The following is a 17561-nucleotide window of genomic DNA, read 5'->3' on the forward strand; positions in this document are numbered from 1 at the left end:
AATATGAATAAACTAGCTTTACACGAATCAAAAATTGAGATTTAGATACCTGCTTAACCTATATTTAATACTCTTTTCGGAACCTGATAATATACCACATTAATGGTATTGGGGTTTTATATAACAATCTTCATCTTTGCATCAATCTATCATTATAACATAAAATCGAAGGCAAAGTTCAACAGCACTACGATTGCCGAGCAGAGTCCTTTGATCATAAACAAGTTAACCTGATTCATTATATCCACAGGTATAAAAACTAAGTTCTCACATCTCAACTTAGAATAGTTATAAATTAGCTATAAAATACATATAATTGAATTCTGCTAATCACCTGAATTAGTAGGACTTATTTTTCCATATAGAAAACAAGCTTTCCAATATAAAAAAGTGCGCTTTTTTGTTCCATCCTAAATTGGTAAATTTGTAAGTATCAACTAGAAAGATCCAAGAATGTTTATGATAATTAATAATATCATAATACCAACTGTACACCTTAAATAAGAGATACAACAGATCAACTAAATAAATTAAACTATCAAAATCATGGAAAAAAGTATCAAAGGTACAGAAACTGAGAAATGTCTTTTAACCTCGTTTGCAGGTGAGTCTCAAGCCAGAATGCGTTACACCATGTTCGCAAAAGCGGCTAAAAATGAGGGATTCGAACAAATTGCAGCTATCTTCATGGAAACAGCCGAACAAGAAAAAGAACATGCCGAACGTATGTTCAACTACCTTGAAGGCGGAATGGTAGAGATCACTGCCTCTTATCCGGCAGGAAAGATCGGTACTACTGCCGAAAACCTGATAGAAGCTGCTGCCGGAGAACATGACGAGTGGGCATCAGAATACCCTAAATTTGCAGATATAGCAGAAGCCGAAGGTTTCAAACAAATAGCTGTAATGTATCGCATGATCGCCAAGGTTGAAAACATGCACGAAGACCGTTACAAAGCTCTTCTGACAAGAGTAGAAAGCGGAGAAGTGTTTATGCGTGAAGAGCCTATCGAATGGCAATGTATCAATTGCGGTTTTGTGATTAAGAGCAAAACTGCTCCTAAACAATGTCCTGCCTGTTTGCATCCGCAAGCATATTTCGAACCGCTTAAGTGGAACTTCTAAGGTCGCAGACCTCTCTATAGCTTTGGCTGGTATAATAATTAAAGGTAGTTATGGCTACGAAATGTAGCAATAAATAGTTGGATTACTTAATTTAAGTAGCCTTATAAAGAAACATAAAAGTTTGCACTTATAGAAGTAGTGCAAACTTTTTCTTTTTAGAATCAATTACAATATTGTTATAAAAACTATATTTGCAAACAGAATTCAAGGTCTAAGACCTTTTTATTGCGACATTACTTAATATTAGCTCATATGCGGTTAATTTTGACCTTATCCTTACTAATACTATTCATACATACAGCTCTCGCTGATGAAACTCCTTCGAGCGAAATCATTAATTCGGTATCTCACAGGCAAGTGAAAGATGGTAAATTAACAGTCAGCGACACCCTCACCATCCAGATAAACAATCGTGATGGAGACGATCATGCAGAAATCCTGATACCTTACTCTAAAGGCGACAAACTTTCCATTGGCGATGCATGGATTGAGGATATGTCGGGTAATATTATCAGAAAACTCAAAGGCAAAGAAATTTTAGACCGGAGTTTTATTTCCAATATATCGCTTTATGAAGACGATTTCGTGAAGGAATTCGAACTCAAACACAATCAATATCCCTACAAAATTGTATACTCCTATAAAATGACCTTTAATAAGTTCTTTCAGATAGCATCGTATGACTACAGAAACAAAAGTCGAAAAATAAGAAATTCGACAATTATAGTTGAAACAACCGAAGATCAGCCCATTAAATACAAACAAAAAAACATTAATAACCCTAAAATAGAAACAACGGCTAAAACAATACGCTATATATGGCAATTTAGCTACGATCCGTTGAAAGGAGAAGTCAATGCATCCATCAACAATAGCAAGGCTCCTTTATTGGAAATCATACCTCTCCACTTCACATATGGAGTAAGCGGGAGTTTAGAGAATTGGCAAACCTTCGGAAACTGGGTATACCGTTTAAATGCAGGTAAGGATATTTTACCCGAATCCGAAACAAAAAAGATAGACGAACTCCTCAACGGAGTAAAAAACGACCGGGAAAAAGCGAAAATACTATACCGTTATTTACAGGATTACAATCGCTACATCAATGTAAAATTGAATGTAGGCGGATTGCAAACGCACTCGGCAGAATATGTAGCAATCAATCGGTATGGAGATTGCAAGGCTCTGACTAATTACATGCAGGCAATACTAAAATACGCGGGAATAAAATCTTATTATACCCTCATCAATGCGGATGACCGTGTAGAAGATATTGACCCCGACTTTGCCTCTCAGGCTTTCAACCATGTCATACTTACCATTCCATTCGGTAATGATACTACGTTTTTAGAATGCACCAGTAATAATCTGCCATTCGGATACATTCATGCATCTATTCAAAACAGAAAAGCATTACTCATATCCGAGAAAAATAGCCGGCTTATTACAACTCCGGCACAAAGTCCGAAAGATGTGCTATGCAATCGCAATATAATAACGCGGTTAAATACCGATAATTCGGCAAGAACTGAGATTTTAATAACCCAACGGGGAGTAGAATATGAAGCAGCTAATTATATATCTACAAATATCAACAAAAATACAGTCGATAAATACATACGCAATAATATACTCGAAGGATCGTTTGATTTAATCAATTTCAACTTCATAAAAGCATCGCGCGACAGTGCCAAAATACAATTGCAGGTCGAATGCAAGATGCACAGTCTTTATAAAAAATTCGGGAATAATATTTCCATAACTCCCTATTCTCTAAAAATACCTTATTACGAAAATGCGGATAAAAGGATTCAGGATGTACAAATAGACCTTCCTCAGTATTATGAAGATAGTCTTGTTTATGAGATTCCGAATGCTACCATAAATAAAACTCCGCCAAATGTACAGATAATAACTCCCTACGGACATTATCTTTTACAGTTCGAGGCAAAAGACAATCAATTTTCAGTTTATAAATCAATACTGATAAAAGCCGGTAACTACCCTTTAGCCGAATACGGTAAATTCCATGAGTTTATCCAGCAACTCAGAAATCTCGAAATAAAAAATTATTATATAGAAGTACTATGAAAACAATAATCCTATGTGTTCTTGTGGCTCTAGCTCCACTAATCGGCAATGCTCAGGAGAACTATTCGGAAGAATACGGCAAGGTTACCCAGTACGAAATTTCGATGACTGAATATGCCGCCGACCCCGAAGCAGAAGCCGTAGTAATATACGACATCGGCACTAATTATTTTCAAGGAGATGATAATCGTGGTTTCCTTCTTCATATGGAGAAGAAAACCAAAATAAAAGTATTGAAAGCCGCCGGAACGGAGTATGCTAAAATAGAAATTCCTTTTTATACGGATAACCGAAACGGAGAATCTGTAATAGATATAGAAGCAACAATATATAATCTGGACAATGGAAAACCGACAAAAAGCTTCCTCGATCCAAAAAAAATATTCGAAGAAAAGATCAACGATGATGTATCGGTAAAAAAAATCGCCCTTCCTGATGTAAGGGAAGGCTCGGTCATAGAGTTTAAATATCATATTGTCACCCCGTTTTTCTTTCACATGCGTAAATGGGATTTTCAGCAAAAAATACCCGTCATACATAGTCAGCTTATTTATAAAGCAATTCCTTACTATGAATACACCTACATTGTAAGGGGTACAAAAAAGTTTGACGAATTCGATTCAGTAACAAAAAATCACGATATACGGTTTGGTTCACTGCTATATCAAGAAAAAATCTACACATTTGGCATGAAAAACCTTCCGGCTTTTAGAGACGAAGAATTTATCAGTGCCGAAGAAGATTATATGGTCAGCATAAATTTCCAGATTTCTAAAATTTATTTTGCCCAAGGAGGTAATCAAAACTATATATCGACATGGCCTGCCCTATGTGATGACTTTTTGAAAAGAGACGATTTTGGAAAATATATAAAAAACAGCGAGAAGGAAGGTAAAAAACTTCTCCCTACGCTCGACCTTGCCAATAAATCGCAACTCGATCAGGCAATTGAGATTTCCCAATATGTAAAGACCATGTTCAAATGGGATGAAGTAAACAGTAAATTTGCAGCAGATAACTTATCCGGCTTCTTAAAATCGAAAAGCGGTAATGCGGCAAACATCAATTTATACCTTATCGGTCTTCTTAAAGCGGCAAATATAACCGTTAACCCACTTGTTTTAAGTACACGGAATCATGGAGCAGTAAGTAAAAGCCATCCGTTTCAACAGTTTCTCAATTATGTAATTGCTCAGGTCGAAATAGATGGAAAAACCTATTTTATAGATGCAACTGAACCCTTGCGTTATTTCGATGAATTGCCCATCCGCTGCACCAATGTCGAAGCATTAGTGGTTAAGCCTAAAACAGAAGAATGGATTGTTACTACTCAGAAAGAAATTTCCCGTACAAGTAAAGCGTTCAAAATTAACGTTATGCCTGAACTACAGACACTGGATGTGAATATACAATATACACTTTCGGGACAGGATGCATACCAATTTCGCAATATATACGATGGCAAAGATGATAACCTAGTGAACTACTTTAAGAAAAACAACAATGTAAATATCTCAGATAGTCTGACTATAACTAATTACAAGGAGATGGATAAGCCTTTCAGTTTCTCTTTTCAGTCAAATACAGGATTCGAAAAAGCATCGGATAAACTATTTATACACCCCTTCTGTAATTTGTCGGTTTCAGACAATATGTTTAAGCAGGAAAGCCGCACACTTCCTATCGACTTGATCTACCTGCGTAATGTCGATTATAAGTCCGAAATAGAAATACCCGAGGGATATAAAGTAGAATACCTGCCTAAAGAACTGAAACACGACAGCCGATTGATGTCGATCAACTACTCAGCTAAAAAGGTAGATAATAAAATAGAAGTCACTGCCGGATATTTCTTTAATACGAATCTTTATGATGCGAAAGATTATGTACGCCTCAAATATTCGTATGCAGAAATAATCAAACAGTTTACAGATATGATTGTATTGGCAAAAGAATAAAAATTATAACATACAGTAAAAAATGATCATTATAAGAAAGAGAATAGTTTTTAGTAGAAATGATAAGACAAAACTTTGCATTATCCTGCTAAGTCTAATAGTTTTTATCGCTTCATTGACTCAAACTGCATTCACTTACGATGATTATGATGGAGTGAAAACGCATTCTTCCATTTCCTTACTAATTATGGGAGGAATTGTAGTTGTGGGGGGTGGCTTGCTCGAATGGTTTATCTGGCTTGCAAACCCACTATACTTGTTTGGGCTTTTTTATTTCTATACAAATAATCGGAAATGTATCTATTTTTTGGTCTCCGCATCAATCCTATCCCTATCATTTACAACATGGAATGAAATCTTAGCAGCAGAGAATGGGCGTTTAGCAACGATAAAATCACTTGAATTAGGATACTGGCTCTGGGTAATAAGTATTTTGGTGTCTACAATCGCAATAGCCATTTTTAAGATCAGACACAAAGTGGACAAATAGCTTGCAAATGATAAATTGGAAATAGAAAAGAGAGGAACTTGAAAAATTCCTCTCTTTTTTTATTATCACTTCAAGTATTAATCAGAAAGAGCCTCTGCACCCTCCCCATCTTTGTACCAATCGATTTTACGTGATACAAACATCACTATAGCCAAAGCTATAAACAGTCCGATACTGCCTAATAAAAGAGCCATATCTTCTAATTGAATAACCACATATAAGAATATATACAAGCCACTTAAAAATAATCCCATAAACACAGTCTGCTTTTTCGATTTAAATATAGAATACGAATATGCCGTAATAAGAGTAACAATAGCCACAGCCGACACCAGATACGACCAATCGAAACCAATATGTTCCGACAATGCCAGTAACAAACTATAGAATAAAACCAAAGCAAAACTTACCAACAAATATTGAACAGGGTGTATTCGCCTCTTACTCAACAGCTCAACCATGAAGAATACAAGAAAAGTAAGAGCTATAAACATAATGGCATACTTTACGGCACGCATCGTTTTCTGATAATGATCGACAGGTAGCAGAAGATCCAAACCTAACTTAGTACTACCGAAAGAATCATTCTTGCCCACCCACATTTGAGTATAGCTGCGATTGTAATCGAAAACATTCCATTGGGCATCAATTCCGTCTTTTATATCTGCCTTTTCGGTAGGTACATAATCGCCTGTATAAGCTACTGATTTCCAAGTAGAATTAAGATGCACGTTCGTTTGCTTTCCTATGGGCAGAAAATGCAAACCATCTGTACCGTTAAGTACCAAATCGAAGTCGAAATTGTAACTTTTCCCCATATCGGCAGGCGACAAAGGCATTTTAACCATTACTCCCGACTTAATAAGATCGTTATCCGGCACACTCGGTAAAATCTCTTGCGGATGCCCGTTCAGATTAAATACAATCTTGTTTTTTACCCCTTGAAGATTCGATATACCCATAACGATATATGCTTCGTCCCACAAGATCTGAGACTCGTTTATATTCAGCTTAGTGTAATCGGGGAATATAAACTTGCCGTCAAAATGCATTGCAGATTGATAACTCAGAATTTTTTGTATTCCACGGGTTCGTTCTTCGGGCTTAATTTCTCCTGTCACATTATACTCTTCGGGCAGGCAATAAATAAAATTAGCTCCTGTCCCCTTTTCAACCAAACTCTGCTTATAAGGTAATACCAACACAGGGCCTGTTAATAATTGCCTGCCCCCCCATCTGTCGCTCATCTCTGTTTGTTCCGCAATCTTATTACCTTCACGCTCTTTGATAAGAGATTTCACCATTCCGATCGGAATCAACATCAATAAAGTCAATACAACTACTATTACAATTTTTGTAGTTAGAGTCTTTTTTCCAAAAAAATTCTGCATTGTTTCCATATTTTCTATTTTAAAAGAACTTTGAAATTCAAAGTTTAAGATTAAAAAAAATTATGATAGAGGATTAATTAGTTTTTCGAGTGCATCAATATGTTCCTGAAATAGTTTTCGCCCCTGATCGGTGACGCTATAAGAGGTATTCGGCTTTCGTCCTATAAACTGTTTCTTTACAACAATTACTTCTTCTTTCTCCAAAGCTTTAAGATGACTGGCCAGATTGCCGTCGGTCACATCAAGCAACTCCTTGATAGTATTAAAGTCGAGACTGTCATTAACAACCAATACCGACATAATACCCAGACGTATCCGACTGTCGAATATCTTATTTAGACCTGATATTATATCTTTCATCATCCATTAGCTTTATCTGATTTAGCATCATACTTCATGTACATCACTATGCCATATACAATATGCAATACACCAAATCCAATTGCCCACAATAATAATCCGTTTCCGATCAAAATCCCTGCCAATAATCCGAGAACTATCTCACAAAAGCCTAATATCTTAATATCATCGTAGGTTTTTGCTCCTGCATTGACCAGTGCAATACCATAAAAGATAAGCATAGTAGCAGCAGTCATCCCAAAATATCCATTATAGACCAATATAAGGCTAAACAAACCTCCCGTTACAAGTGGTAAGCCTGCATCTTTTATTAACTGAAAAGTTACAGGTGTCCAAAACTTAGCACCTGTTTTTTTCGCCTTTCTCATCGAAAAATATACCCCGACCGAACATGCAGTAACTAAAACAATAGCTGCCAGAATAAGAAGATCGAACAGAACAATACCTGTCACAGAAAGCTCCCCTCTCATTATAAGATAAGCAAGATAAGCGCCGCATAAAGCCACTAAACCTGCCACCACTCCCGAAATCCCGCTCAATGAAAGGAATTTGGTAGAACGTTCCATAGTAGAACGGATATATCTTAAATCATCAACATTGCGATCCATATATTTTTCACTTTGAATTACAAAGTAGGTTCTTTATTTTGAATTCTGCAACAAAAAGGAGTTCTTTTTTTACTTTAGAGTCTGTTTAAAAATTAATAAAGAATATGTGTAGGGGAAAAAACCTTTCACGCGATGTTTGACGGGCGTATAACTATACGTCTCGACGGTTGTTTCAAATGCTTATTCAATGTCATCCCCGAAATTTAAACAGGCTCTTAATAACTCCAACTATTTATTGCCGTATTTTATCATTACAACGATCTCGAGTTGCCGTACTTGCCCAAGTAATAAAAAAGGTCTTAGACCTTAAAAAAGAAAAGCAGCAGAAATTTCGATTTCCACTGCTTTCTTAATATTGTAAAAGGCATAAAACCTTAACTAGATGCTATCTAATCCCTCTTTCAGCTCATTAAGCTCTTTTTTGATATCCTCCAGCCGATGAATTAAATCAATGCGGCGACTTTCCTCATCCTTCTTCAATTTAAGCGTCTGGCGTGCCCCTTCCAAAGTCAAACCTTTATTTTTGACTAAAGAATATACCAATTCGATAGCTTCAATATCTTCTCTCGTATACTGACGTACACCTCCCGGAGTTTTACGAGGCTTAATCTCTTTAAACTCTGTTTCCCAGAAACGAAGAAGCGATTCATTTACACCGAAATGATGTGCTACTTCTTTTATGGTAAAATATAATTTCTTACTGTTACTAAAGTCTATCATAAGAGTTATCAGTTATCAGTTATCAGTTATCGGTTATCAGCTACGAGTTACAAACAACTGTTAACTGATAATTGTTGACTGATGACTGATTAATCCATTACCTGACCGTGGTTAGCAGCAATCTGCAACATCTGATCATATTCTTCAGGAGTTAAGTCCATAAAGTAGTACTTCGCAGGATTGTCGGGCTTACCTTTTACGTGTACCTCATAGTGCAAGTGAGGTCCTGTGGATTTACCTGTACTACCTATCTTACCGATAAGCTCGCCACGTTTCACCTTCTGTCCTCGCTTAGCCACATACGAACTCATGTGCCCATACAATGTCTCGAAACCGTAACCATGATCTATCATGATACAATTTCCGTAACCCTGTCTCCACTCTGCCCACGTAACAACCCCATCACCCGTAGCATAAATATCGGTTCCTTCCTTCGCCGTAAAGTCCATACCTGCATGGAATCTCAACGTACCATATACAGGATCGATACGGGTACCGTAACCCGAGGCTACACGAGACATATCTTTATTAGAGACAGGCTGTATACTGGGTATATGTTGCAAGCGGTCTTTTTGCTGTCTCGACAAATCGAGTATTTCATCAAAAGATTTCGACTGCACATAAAGTTGTTTCGAAATTAAGTCTATTTTTTTAGATGTCTGCACAATCAGATCGGGATTCGACAATTCCATCAGATAATCATACCTGCCGATTCCCCCTGCCGTAGAGTTACGTATAGCAGAAGCAATAGGCTCTGCATGGAAAATAGCCCTGTACATATTATCATCCCGTTGTTGGATATCCTTTAACACTTCGGACACATTATCCATTCGCTTTGACAATACATTGTATTGAGTGCGTATCAATCGGTTTTCCTTCTTTAATTCCATCTCCTTGGGTGAGTCCAAAACGTAATACATTAAAGCCCAGAAACCTAAAGCTCCTAAAACAATACCTCCCAAAAGATTACGAATGATAATAAAGATTTTTTTCCCAAGGCTCGGATACACTCGCTCGTAGGTCAGCGATTGTGGATTATATATGTAAAATACCTTTTTTGCCATTCTTTAAGATCAATTCACCTCAATTTTATTCGCTGAGATGGGCACAAAAGTAAAGTTTTTAGCTTATTTTTGCAAGCTATTATTTATTAAGAATCTGTAAAACAAAATACATAGTTATAAATATCATGACTTCTAAAGAAATCCGTAATTCGTTCAAAGAATTTTTTAGGTCTAAAGGACATCAAATTGTTTCTTCTGCTCCTATGGTGATTAAAGACGATCCCACATTGATGTTCACCAATGCCGGTATGAATCAATTTAAAGACATCATTCTGGGCAATACACCTATTAAATATCCTAGAGTAGCGGATTCTCAAAAATGTTTACGTGTAAGCGGAAAGCATAACGACTTGGAAGAAGTAGGACACGATACTTATCACCACACCATGTTCGAAATGCTTGGCAACTGGTCGTTTGGCGATTACTTCAAAGAAGAAGCTATTGCATGGGCATGGGAATATCTGACAGATGTTCTGAAACTGGACAAAGAAAGATTATATGTAACCGTATTTGAGGGAGCACCCGAAGACGGACTTTCCCGCGATGATGAAGCAGCCGATTTCTGGCTTCAATATCTACCGAAAGAAAGAATCATCAACGGAAACAAAAAAGATAACTTCTGGGAAATGGGAGATACAGGTCCCTGCGGTCCTTGTTCCGAAATACACATAGATATACGTTCGGATGAAGAACGCGCAAAAGTAGACGGCGCAACATTAGTAAATATAGACCCTGATGTTATCGAGATATGGAATCTTGTTTTCATGCAGTTCAACCGTAAGGCTGATAAATCACTGGAAGAACTTCCCGCAAAGGTAATAGATACAGGAATGGGATTCGAGCGTCTTTGTATGGCTGTTCAGGGAAAAACTTCGAACTACGACACAGATGTATTCCAACCGTTGATCAAAGCGATTGGCGAGTTAACTAACAGCACTTACGGAAAAGACGTGAAAAAGGACATAGCAATGCGTGTTATTGCCGACCATATCCGTACAATTGCCTTTTCTATTGCTGACGGACAATTACCATCGAATGCAAAAGCAGGATATGTAATCCGTCGTATTCTTCGCCGAGCAGTTCGTTACGGATATACGTTCCTAGATCAGCATAAAGCATTCATGTATAAGCTGATCCCCACCCTTATCGAATCGATGAGCGAAGCTTATCCTGAGCTATATCAACAAAAGACATTAATTATCAGAGACATACAGGAAGAAGAAGAATCATTCCTGCGTACTTTAGATACAGGTATAAAACTATTAGACAGACAAATAGCTGAAACCAGAGCTAACAATTCGACAGTTTTAAAAGGTCTTGATGCCTTTACACTATACGACACATACGGATTCCCTCTTGATTTAACTGAACTTATATTGCGTGAAAATAATATGAGTGTGGATGAAGAAGGATTTAAAGCCGAAATGCAGAAACAAAAAGACCGTGCACGTAATGCTGCGGCTGTAGAAACGGGCGACTGGATTATTATACGTGAAGGTGAACCCGAATTTATCGGATACGATTATACTCAATGTGAAGCAGAGATACTTCGCTATCGTCAGATCAAACAAAAGAATAACGAATTTTATCAGATAGTGCTCGATCGTACTCCCTTTTACTCCGAAATGGGTGGACAGGTGGGCGATACCGGCTGGTTAATTGATGATGATGAAACAATCGAGATTATTGATACTAAACGTGAAAACAATCTGGCAGAACACATCACCAAGAAATTGCCTAAAGATGTTACGGCTCATTTTGTCGCTCGTATCAATACCGAAAGACGTACGGCTGTGGAATGTAACCACACAGCGACTCACCTTTTACACGAAGGTTTACGTGAAATATTAGGTACACACGTAGAACAAAAAGGATCTTTTGTATCACCGGCAATTCTTCGATTTGACTTTTCTCATTTCCAAAAACTGACAGATGAAGAAATTCGCAAAGTAGAACGCTTTGTAACTTCTAAGATAAGAGAAAATATTGCTCTGAAAGAAGCCCGTAACATTCCGATCTCCGAAGCCCAAGCAATGGGAGCAATGGCTCTGTTCGGTGAAAAATACGGTGAAGAGGTTCGTGTAATCCGTTTTGGCGATTCTGTGGAACTTTGCGGTGGTACTCACATCTCATCGACAGGACGAATCGGTTCGTTCCGCATCATCAACGAAAGTTCTATTGCCGCAGGCATCAGACGTATAGAAGCAATTACAGGCGAAGCTTGCGAAGAATATTTCTATGCTCAACAAGATATTATCACAGAGCTAAAAGCATTAATGCACAATGCTCCTAACCTGACTCAGGCGTTCCAGAAATTCTTTAGTGAAAGTACAGAAATGAGAAAACGCATTGAGGAATTTATGAAAGAAAAAGCTGTTCAGGTAAAAGAGAGTATTATCAAAAGCAGACAAATTGTTAATGGCATCGAGATATTCACATTAAGAGGACATTTCCCTGCTGAGATAGTAAAAGATATAGCATTCCAAATCAGAGGACAGTTCCCTGAGCATGCCGCATTCATTGGGGCGACTGACATAGACAATAAGCCGAATCTTACACTTATGCTCTCTGACGACCTTGTTGAACATGGTTTAAATGCATCGGTAATTGTACGCGAGGCTGCCAAGAATATACAAGGTGGCGGTGGTGGTCAACCTCACTTTGCTACGGCAGGCGGTAAAAATTCGGATGGTTTAGCAAAAGCTGTAGACGAAATTCTGGAAAAGCTGAAATAGACTAAGATTCAAAAAATAAGACGATTCAATATAAAATAAATTAGTATTGAATCGTTTTATTTTATCGAAATATCACTCTTACAAAGTGAATCATATGGAGAAGAAACCAGTTGGTATTAAAAATCGTGAATCGAATATCGAACTATTGCGCATAGTTCTGATGCTCATGATAATCACACATCACCTCATTGTACATAGTGGTTTAGCCAAGAATGCATTATTTATATCTATGGATGTATTCACCATTATTGCAGTAAATTGCTTTGTATTCATTTCCGGCTATTATGGCATCAAATTCAAAGCAAAAACATTACTCTCATTTATTGTACAGGCAGTATTCTATTCGGTAGCTACGTATCTCATCTATCATGCTTTCATATCAACGGAAGATTACTCAACCAAAGAACTTATACATAGTTTCTTTCCTGTAACATATGTACGATGGTGGTTCTTAAGTGCTTTTCTGGGAGTTTATATATTATCACCTTTTATCAATAAAGGAATAGATTCACTAAATATATATCAGTCAGGTTTTATTCTTATTGCTCTCTTATATCTTAATTGCAGTTATCCCGTAACTAAATACAATTTCTATTCCGGAGACGGATGCACTTTCTTCAATCTGCTATGCATATATATTCTTGCACGCTTTTGCAGTAAATACATTAAGGACATTAAGAAACCTTTGATTCTCTATATTTGTACTTACCTTCTGACTCTTTTGCTTATTTATATTCTTCTCGCAAACAGTTATGCGGATATTGCGTGGAGACTGATAGCATATAGCTCTCCTCTTGTTATCCTTGGCGCAGTTCTCTTTTTTTATACTTTCAGAAAAATAAAAATAAAAAGCAATGTAATAAATAAGATAGCACCCTTATGTTTTGGTGTATATCTTATACACGATACGGCAGATACCCGCTCACTAATTAAAGGATTCATAGAACAAATAAATAATGCTGTAACAAATCCGCTAATTATGGGATTAACGGTAATCGGAATAGCAATTCTCATATTTATAGTATGTGCATCTATCGAAAAAATAAGGCAGATTATCTTCAATCCTATCATAGATGCTATAGATAAAAAACGGTCTGTATTGTTCTTGAAGATTGAAAAGTATAACGTATAAAACAATAAAAACAACACTAATGAAACATTTATTATTCACAGCTCTTCTTATTATTGGTTTCGGGATAAGCAATAATTCTTCTGCACAAAATCAAATTCAACTAGCAGATATCGAACTGACCAATTTAGGTGATGGTCAGATGTACGGTCATTCCCGGGACGAAGAGAAAACACCCATTAACGGTAAATCCCGAATCATAACCGGCTTTACAACCGAATATATTGATGCCGAATTTGCAAAAGGTTATGCTATCGGAAAATGGGAATATTATAAAGACAATAAGCTGTCGGTCTATGTGACCTATGACAATGGCTATATGGATGGAGAATATGCAGAACTATTTCCCAGTGGAACACCTAAACTGGAAGGTAAGTTTGTAAAAGGGAAAAAAGAAGGAGAATGGCAAACCTACAATAGCGATGGTGATAAAAAGCTCACTGAAGTATATAAAGCAAATGAATTGGAGAAGAAAATCACCTATTACACCAACGGCAATATCGATACCGAACGCAATTATAAAAATGGAAAAGAAGACGGCGCAGTTAAACAATATACATTGGAAGGAGTTCTCAAATCGGAGAAAAATTTTGTAAATGGAAAGCAGGTAGGTAAACAAATACAATATTATGCGAGTAATAACGGCGATTATATAGAAACAAGTAATTATTCTCCTGACGGAAAAAAAGAAGGTGAATACTCAGAAGTTTATGCTGACTCAAAAAGTTTTAAAGTAAAAGGGCAATACTCAAAAAATCAAAAAGACGGAAAATGGGTATTTGAAAACAAAGCCGGAAAAAGAGTCAGAGAAGAAGTATATGAAAACGGCGTTCTGAAAACCTCTACCAAGATCGAATAGAGAATAATATATAATAAACGTCACAGCAATACAAAAGAGTCCGATAGAAGTTGTTCTTACGGACTCTTTCTTTTGCTAAAAATAAGCTTTTACATTATATTTGTCACATTCTCCATAACTATATTAGACCTGAGAGGAAAATAAATAGGTCTCAGTCGTAAAAATATTAATAATGAAAGTATTATTTCTTACAATTACATTTTTATACAGTTGTCTTTTAGTGTCGGCACAAGAAAATGATTTCTACAACCGGCTATCAGATGCTGCTATAGAATTAACCGGATCGAAAGTCAAGTATGACCCTGCCTATTTTAGTATACCTTATCCAAACGGTGATGTTCCGGCAGATAAAGGAGTATGCACCGATGTTATTATAAGAGCATATCGGAAAGTGAATATCGATTTACAGAAGAAGGTGCATGAAGATATGAAAGCCAATTTCAGCAAATACCCCAGTCAGAAGAAATGGGGATTAAAAAAGACAGATACCAATATCGATCACCGTCGGGTCTATAATCTGGAAACATTTTTCACGAGGAATGGTACAACAAAACCTATAACAACAAAGCCTGAAGATTACCAACCCGGAGATATTGTATCATGGACACTCAACAATGGATTGGCACACATAGGAATAGTCGTAGACAGAAAATCAAAAGATGGAAAACGAAATCTCATTGTACACAATATAGGAGGTGGACAAGTTATGGAAGACTGTTTATTCGCTTGGAAAATTGTGGGTCATTACAGATACAAATAAGGTCTCAAACCTTTTTGTTGCGTTGGTAAACATAACAGCAATAGGTTACTACAATTTAAAAGTACATCATTAAATAGTTTCATCTACTTAAAAAAACAGCACAGATATGAAATATGCTATCTATTTAAATACAGCCTTGCCTATTCGCTCCGAAGCCAGCGAAGCGTCCGAGATGGTCACCCAGTTACTATTTGGTGATACTTGTGAAATACTCGAAGAATCGGGCTCTTTTGTCAAAATTAAAAACTCTGGGGATGATTACCAAGGATGGGCAGACTCTAAATCACTGACTGAAGTTGATCAAGAAACATATAAAAAGATAATCAATCATCCGGTATTTAGAACCTGCGTACCTATTGCCGACATATTCTGTATGACCGATAAAACTATATACCGCTTATCGGCAGGAAGCCTTCTTCCTCTTTATAGTCCGGAGAGGAGTAACTTTGAGATTGGTGGAAAAGTATTTCAGATTCACCCGACATTTGTAACTTATCTACCCGAAAGCAATAAGAACAACATCATTGAATCTGCTATGCTCTTTCTCAACACACCATATTTATGGGGGGGTAAAAACATATTAGGGATAGACTGCTCCGGCTTCGTGCAGACAGTATATGCTATGAATGGATTTACATTGCCTCGTGATGCAGGTATGCAGGCTTTAGAAGGTCTAAAAGTTGAAACTTTAGAAGAAACACAACCCAATGACCTATTGTTTTTCGAGAAAGAAGGGCGCATAACCCATGTCGGGATATATCTCGGAAACAATAAGATTATACATGCCTCTGGTAAAGTAAAAATAGAAAGAGTTGACAAACAAGGTATCTATAACGAAGAGTCAGACAAGTACACCCATAGTCTATCAACAATAAAACGAGTATAACTCACTTTCGGTAAAAAATCTTATCTTTGCCACAAAGTCAAAAAGTAGTAAGGTCTTAGACCATTTTATTACTTTGTTAAGCATAATAGCTAGAGACAGCTATAAAATAAATATATAGTGTTACTTGATTATTAATAAAAACAAGAATGTCGGTAAAAATTGTGCCAATAAGCGATAAAGCTTCTAAAAAGAAATTTATCAAGTTCCCTATCAACCTCTATAAAGACTGTCCCTACTATGTACCATCATTGGTATTAGACGAATTAGGAACATTGGATTCTGAAAAAAACCCTGCATTTGATTTCTGCGAACAACAGCTATTTCTAGCTTATAGAGACAATAAAATTGTAGGGCGTATTGCTGCAATTATCAATCACAGATCGAATGAAATATGGAACCAAAAGCATGCACGTTTTGGTTTTGTCGATTTCATAGATGACAACGAAGTAGTGGATGCACTCTTTGGAACAGCCGAAGAATGGGCTCGCAAAAAAGGTATGAACGCCATACAGGGACCAATGGGTTTTACTGATCTCGACCACGAAGGATTGCTAGTCTTCGGTTATGACAGAATCAGCACTATGGCTACCACCTATAGCTATCCTTATTACAAGGATCAGATAGAACGTATGGGATACGAAAAAGATGTGGACTGGCACGAATTCTATATTCCTGTACCCGAAGCCGTACCCGAAAGACACCAACGCATCGCCAATATAATTGCCAATAAATATGGGCTAAAACTTCTTAAGTTTAAAAATCTAAAGCAAATCACACCGTATGTAGATAAACTCTTCAATCTTCTGAATGAGGCTTATGCTCCACTTTACGGATTTGTACCGTTGACTCAGAAGCAAATCGATTATTATGTAAAGATGTATGTTCCATTATTGAGATGGGATATTGTGTCGCTTATAATCAAAGAAGATACCGACGAACTTGTTGCTTTTGGAATCGGAATGCCCAGCTTATCATTAGCATTGCAAAAATCGGGAGGAAAATTATTCCCCACAGGATGGTATCATTTACTTAAGGCTCTTAAGTTTAAGAGTAATAAAGTGATCGACCTTTTACTCATCGGCATCGCACCCGAATATCAGGGAAAAGGAGTGAACGCTATGATATTCAACGACTTTATACCATCGGCCCATAAAAGTGGATTCCATTTTGCGGAGAGTAATCCCGAATTGGAACAAAACAACAAGGTATCAGCACTATGGGATGGCTTTAATGCCGAACATCATAAAACAAGAAGAGCTTTTATGAAAAAGATATAAGCTGATAAAGCTATTTATCTCAAGATTTGCAATCAAATAATTACAAATAACATCAAGCGGACTTTTTAATAATAAAGTTCGCTTGATTCATTTTCTAAAAATTCACTA

At 36.8% G+C, this 17561-nt stretch carries 15 protein-coding genes; 10 read left to right on the forward strand and 5 right to left on the reverse strand.

The window, feature by feature from the left end:
• Positions 1-546 precede the first annotated feature (546 nt).
• From rbr to CLV62_RS00340, 4 genes are all read left to right on the forward strand, one after another.
• A complete protein-coding gene (rbr, locus tag CLV62_RS00325) occupies positions 547-1125 on the forward strand; it encodes a rubrerythrin (RefSeq protein WP_110308795.1) in 579 nt (192 codons plus the stop codon).
• Between the two features lie 252 nt (positions 1126-1377).
• Positions 1378-3216, forward strand: a complete 1839-nt coding sequence (locus tag CLV62_RS00330) for a DUF3857 domain-containing protein (protein ID WP_110308796.1) — start codon at positions 1378-1380, stop codon at positions 3214-3216.
• Positions 3213-5174, forward strand: a complete 1962-nt coding sequence (locus CLV62_RS00335) for a DUF3857 domain-containing protein (RefSeq protein WP_110308797.1) — start codon at positions 3213-3215, stop codon at positions 5172-5174. The genes CLV62_RS00330 and CLV62_RS00335 overlap by 4 nt, the downstream gene beginning before the upstream one ends.
• 22 nt (positions 5175-5196) lie before the next feature.
• Positions 5197-5664 (forward strand): hypothetical protein, encoded by a 468-nt coding sequence (locus tag CLV62_RS00340; protein WP_110308798.1) that lies wholly within the window; start codon positions 5197-5199, stop codon positions 5662-5664.
• Between the two features lie 77 nt (positions 5665-5741).
• On the opposite strand, the gene creD is transcribed toward CLV62_RS00340, so the two are convergent.
• The 5 genes from creD to CLV62_RS00365 all read right to left on the reverse strand — a co-directional run bounded on the left by creD (position 5742) and on the right by CLV62_RS00365 (position 9807).
• Positions 5742-7064, reverse strand: coding sequence for a cell envelope integrity protein CreD (gene creD / locus CLV62_RS00345; RefSeq protein ID WP_110308799.1), 1323 nt, complete (start codon positions 7062-7064; stop codon positions 5742-5744).
• A gap of 51 nt (positions 7065-7115) precedes the next feature.
• Positions 7116-7415 (reverse strand): winged helix-turn-helix domain-containing protein, encoded by a 300-nt coding sequence (locus CLV62_RS00350; RefSeq protein ID WP_110309239.1) that lies wholly within the window; start codon positions 7413-7415, stop codon positions 7116-7118.
• Positions 7415-8023, reverse strand: a complete 609-nt coding sequence (locus CLV62_RS00355) for a hypothetical protein (protein WP_110308800.1) — start codon at positions 8021-8023, stop codon at positions 7415-7417. The genes CLV62_RS00350 and CLV62_RS00355 overlap by 1 nt, the downstream gene beginning before the upstream one ends.
• A 378-nt stretch (positions 8024-8401) precedes the next feature.
• Positions 8402-8743 carry a MerR family transcriptional regulator gene (locus CLV62_RS00360; protein ID WP_110308801.1) on the reverse strand — a complete coding sequence of 114 codons (342 nt, stop codon included), beginning with the start codon at positions 8741-8743 and terminating at the stop codon, positions 8402-8404.
• An 89-nt stretch (positions 8744-8832) separates the two neighbouring features.
• Positions 8833-9807 (reverse strand): M23 family metallopeptidase, encoded by a 975-nt coding sequence (locus tag CLV62_RS00365; RefSeq protein WP_110308802.1) that lies wholly within the window; start codon positions 9805-9807, stop codon positions 8833-8835.
• A 122-nt stretch (positions 9808-9929) separates the two neighbouring features.
• Here CLV62_RS00365 and alaS point away from each other — a divergent pair, with 122 nt between their 5' ends.
• The 6 genes from alaS to CLV62_RS00395 all read left to right on the forward strand — a co-directional run bounded on the left by alaS (position 9930) and on the right by CLV62_RS00395 (position 17453).
• Complete coding sequence (alaS, locus tag CLV62_RS00370) at positions 9930-12542, forward strand: alanine--tRNA ligase (protein WP_110308803.1); 2613 nt, start codon at positions 9930-9932, stop codon at positions 12540-12542.
• 94 nt (positions 12543-12636) lie between these two features.
• Positions 12637-13674, forward strand: a complete 1038-nt coding sequence (locus CLV62_RS00375; RefSeq protein WP_110308804.1) for an acyltransferase family protein — start codon at positions 12637-12639, stop codon at positions 13672-13674.
• Positions 13675-13693: 19 nt separating this feature from the next.
• Positions 13694-14530: a toxin-antitoxin system YwqK family antitoxin gene (locus CLV62_RS00380; protein ID WP_110308805.1), complete on the forward strand. Its 837-nt coding sequence runs from the start codon at positions 13694-13696 to the stop codon at positions 14528-14530.
• 172 nt (positions 14531-14702) lie between these two features.
• A complete protein-coding gene (locus CLV62_RS00385; protein ID WP_110308806.1) occupies positions 14703-15290 on the forward strand; it encodes a DUF1287 domain-containing protein in 588 nt (195 codons plus the stop codon).
• A 106-nt stretch (positions 15291-15396) separates the two neighbouring features.
• A complete protein-coding gene (locus CLV62_RS00390; protein WP_110308807.1) occupies positions 15397-16176 on the forward strand; it encodes a C40 family peptidase in 780 nt (259 codons plus the stop codon).
• Between the two features lie 146 nt (positions 16177-16322).
• The gene (locus CLV62_RS00395; protein WP_110308808.1) at positions 16323-17453 is read left to right on the forward strand and encodes a hypothetical protein; all 1131 of its coding nucleotides are present in this window, start codon (positions 16323-16325) and stop codon (positions 17451-17453) included.
• The last annotated feature ends 108 nt before the right edge of the window (positions 17454-17561 follow it).

The organism is Indolivaga alginatilytica, from assembly GCF_003201355.1.
Classification (GTDB): Bacteria; Bacteroidota; Bacteroidia; order Bacteroidales; family Dysgonomonadaceae; genus Dysgonomonas_A; species Dysgonomonas_A alginatilytica.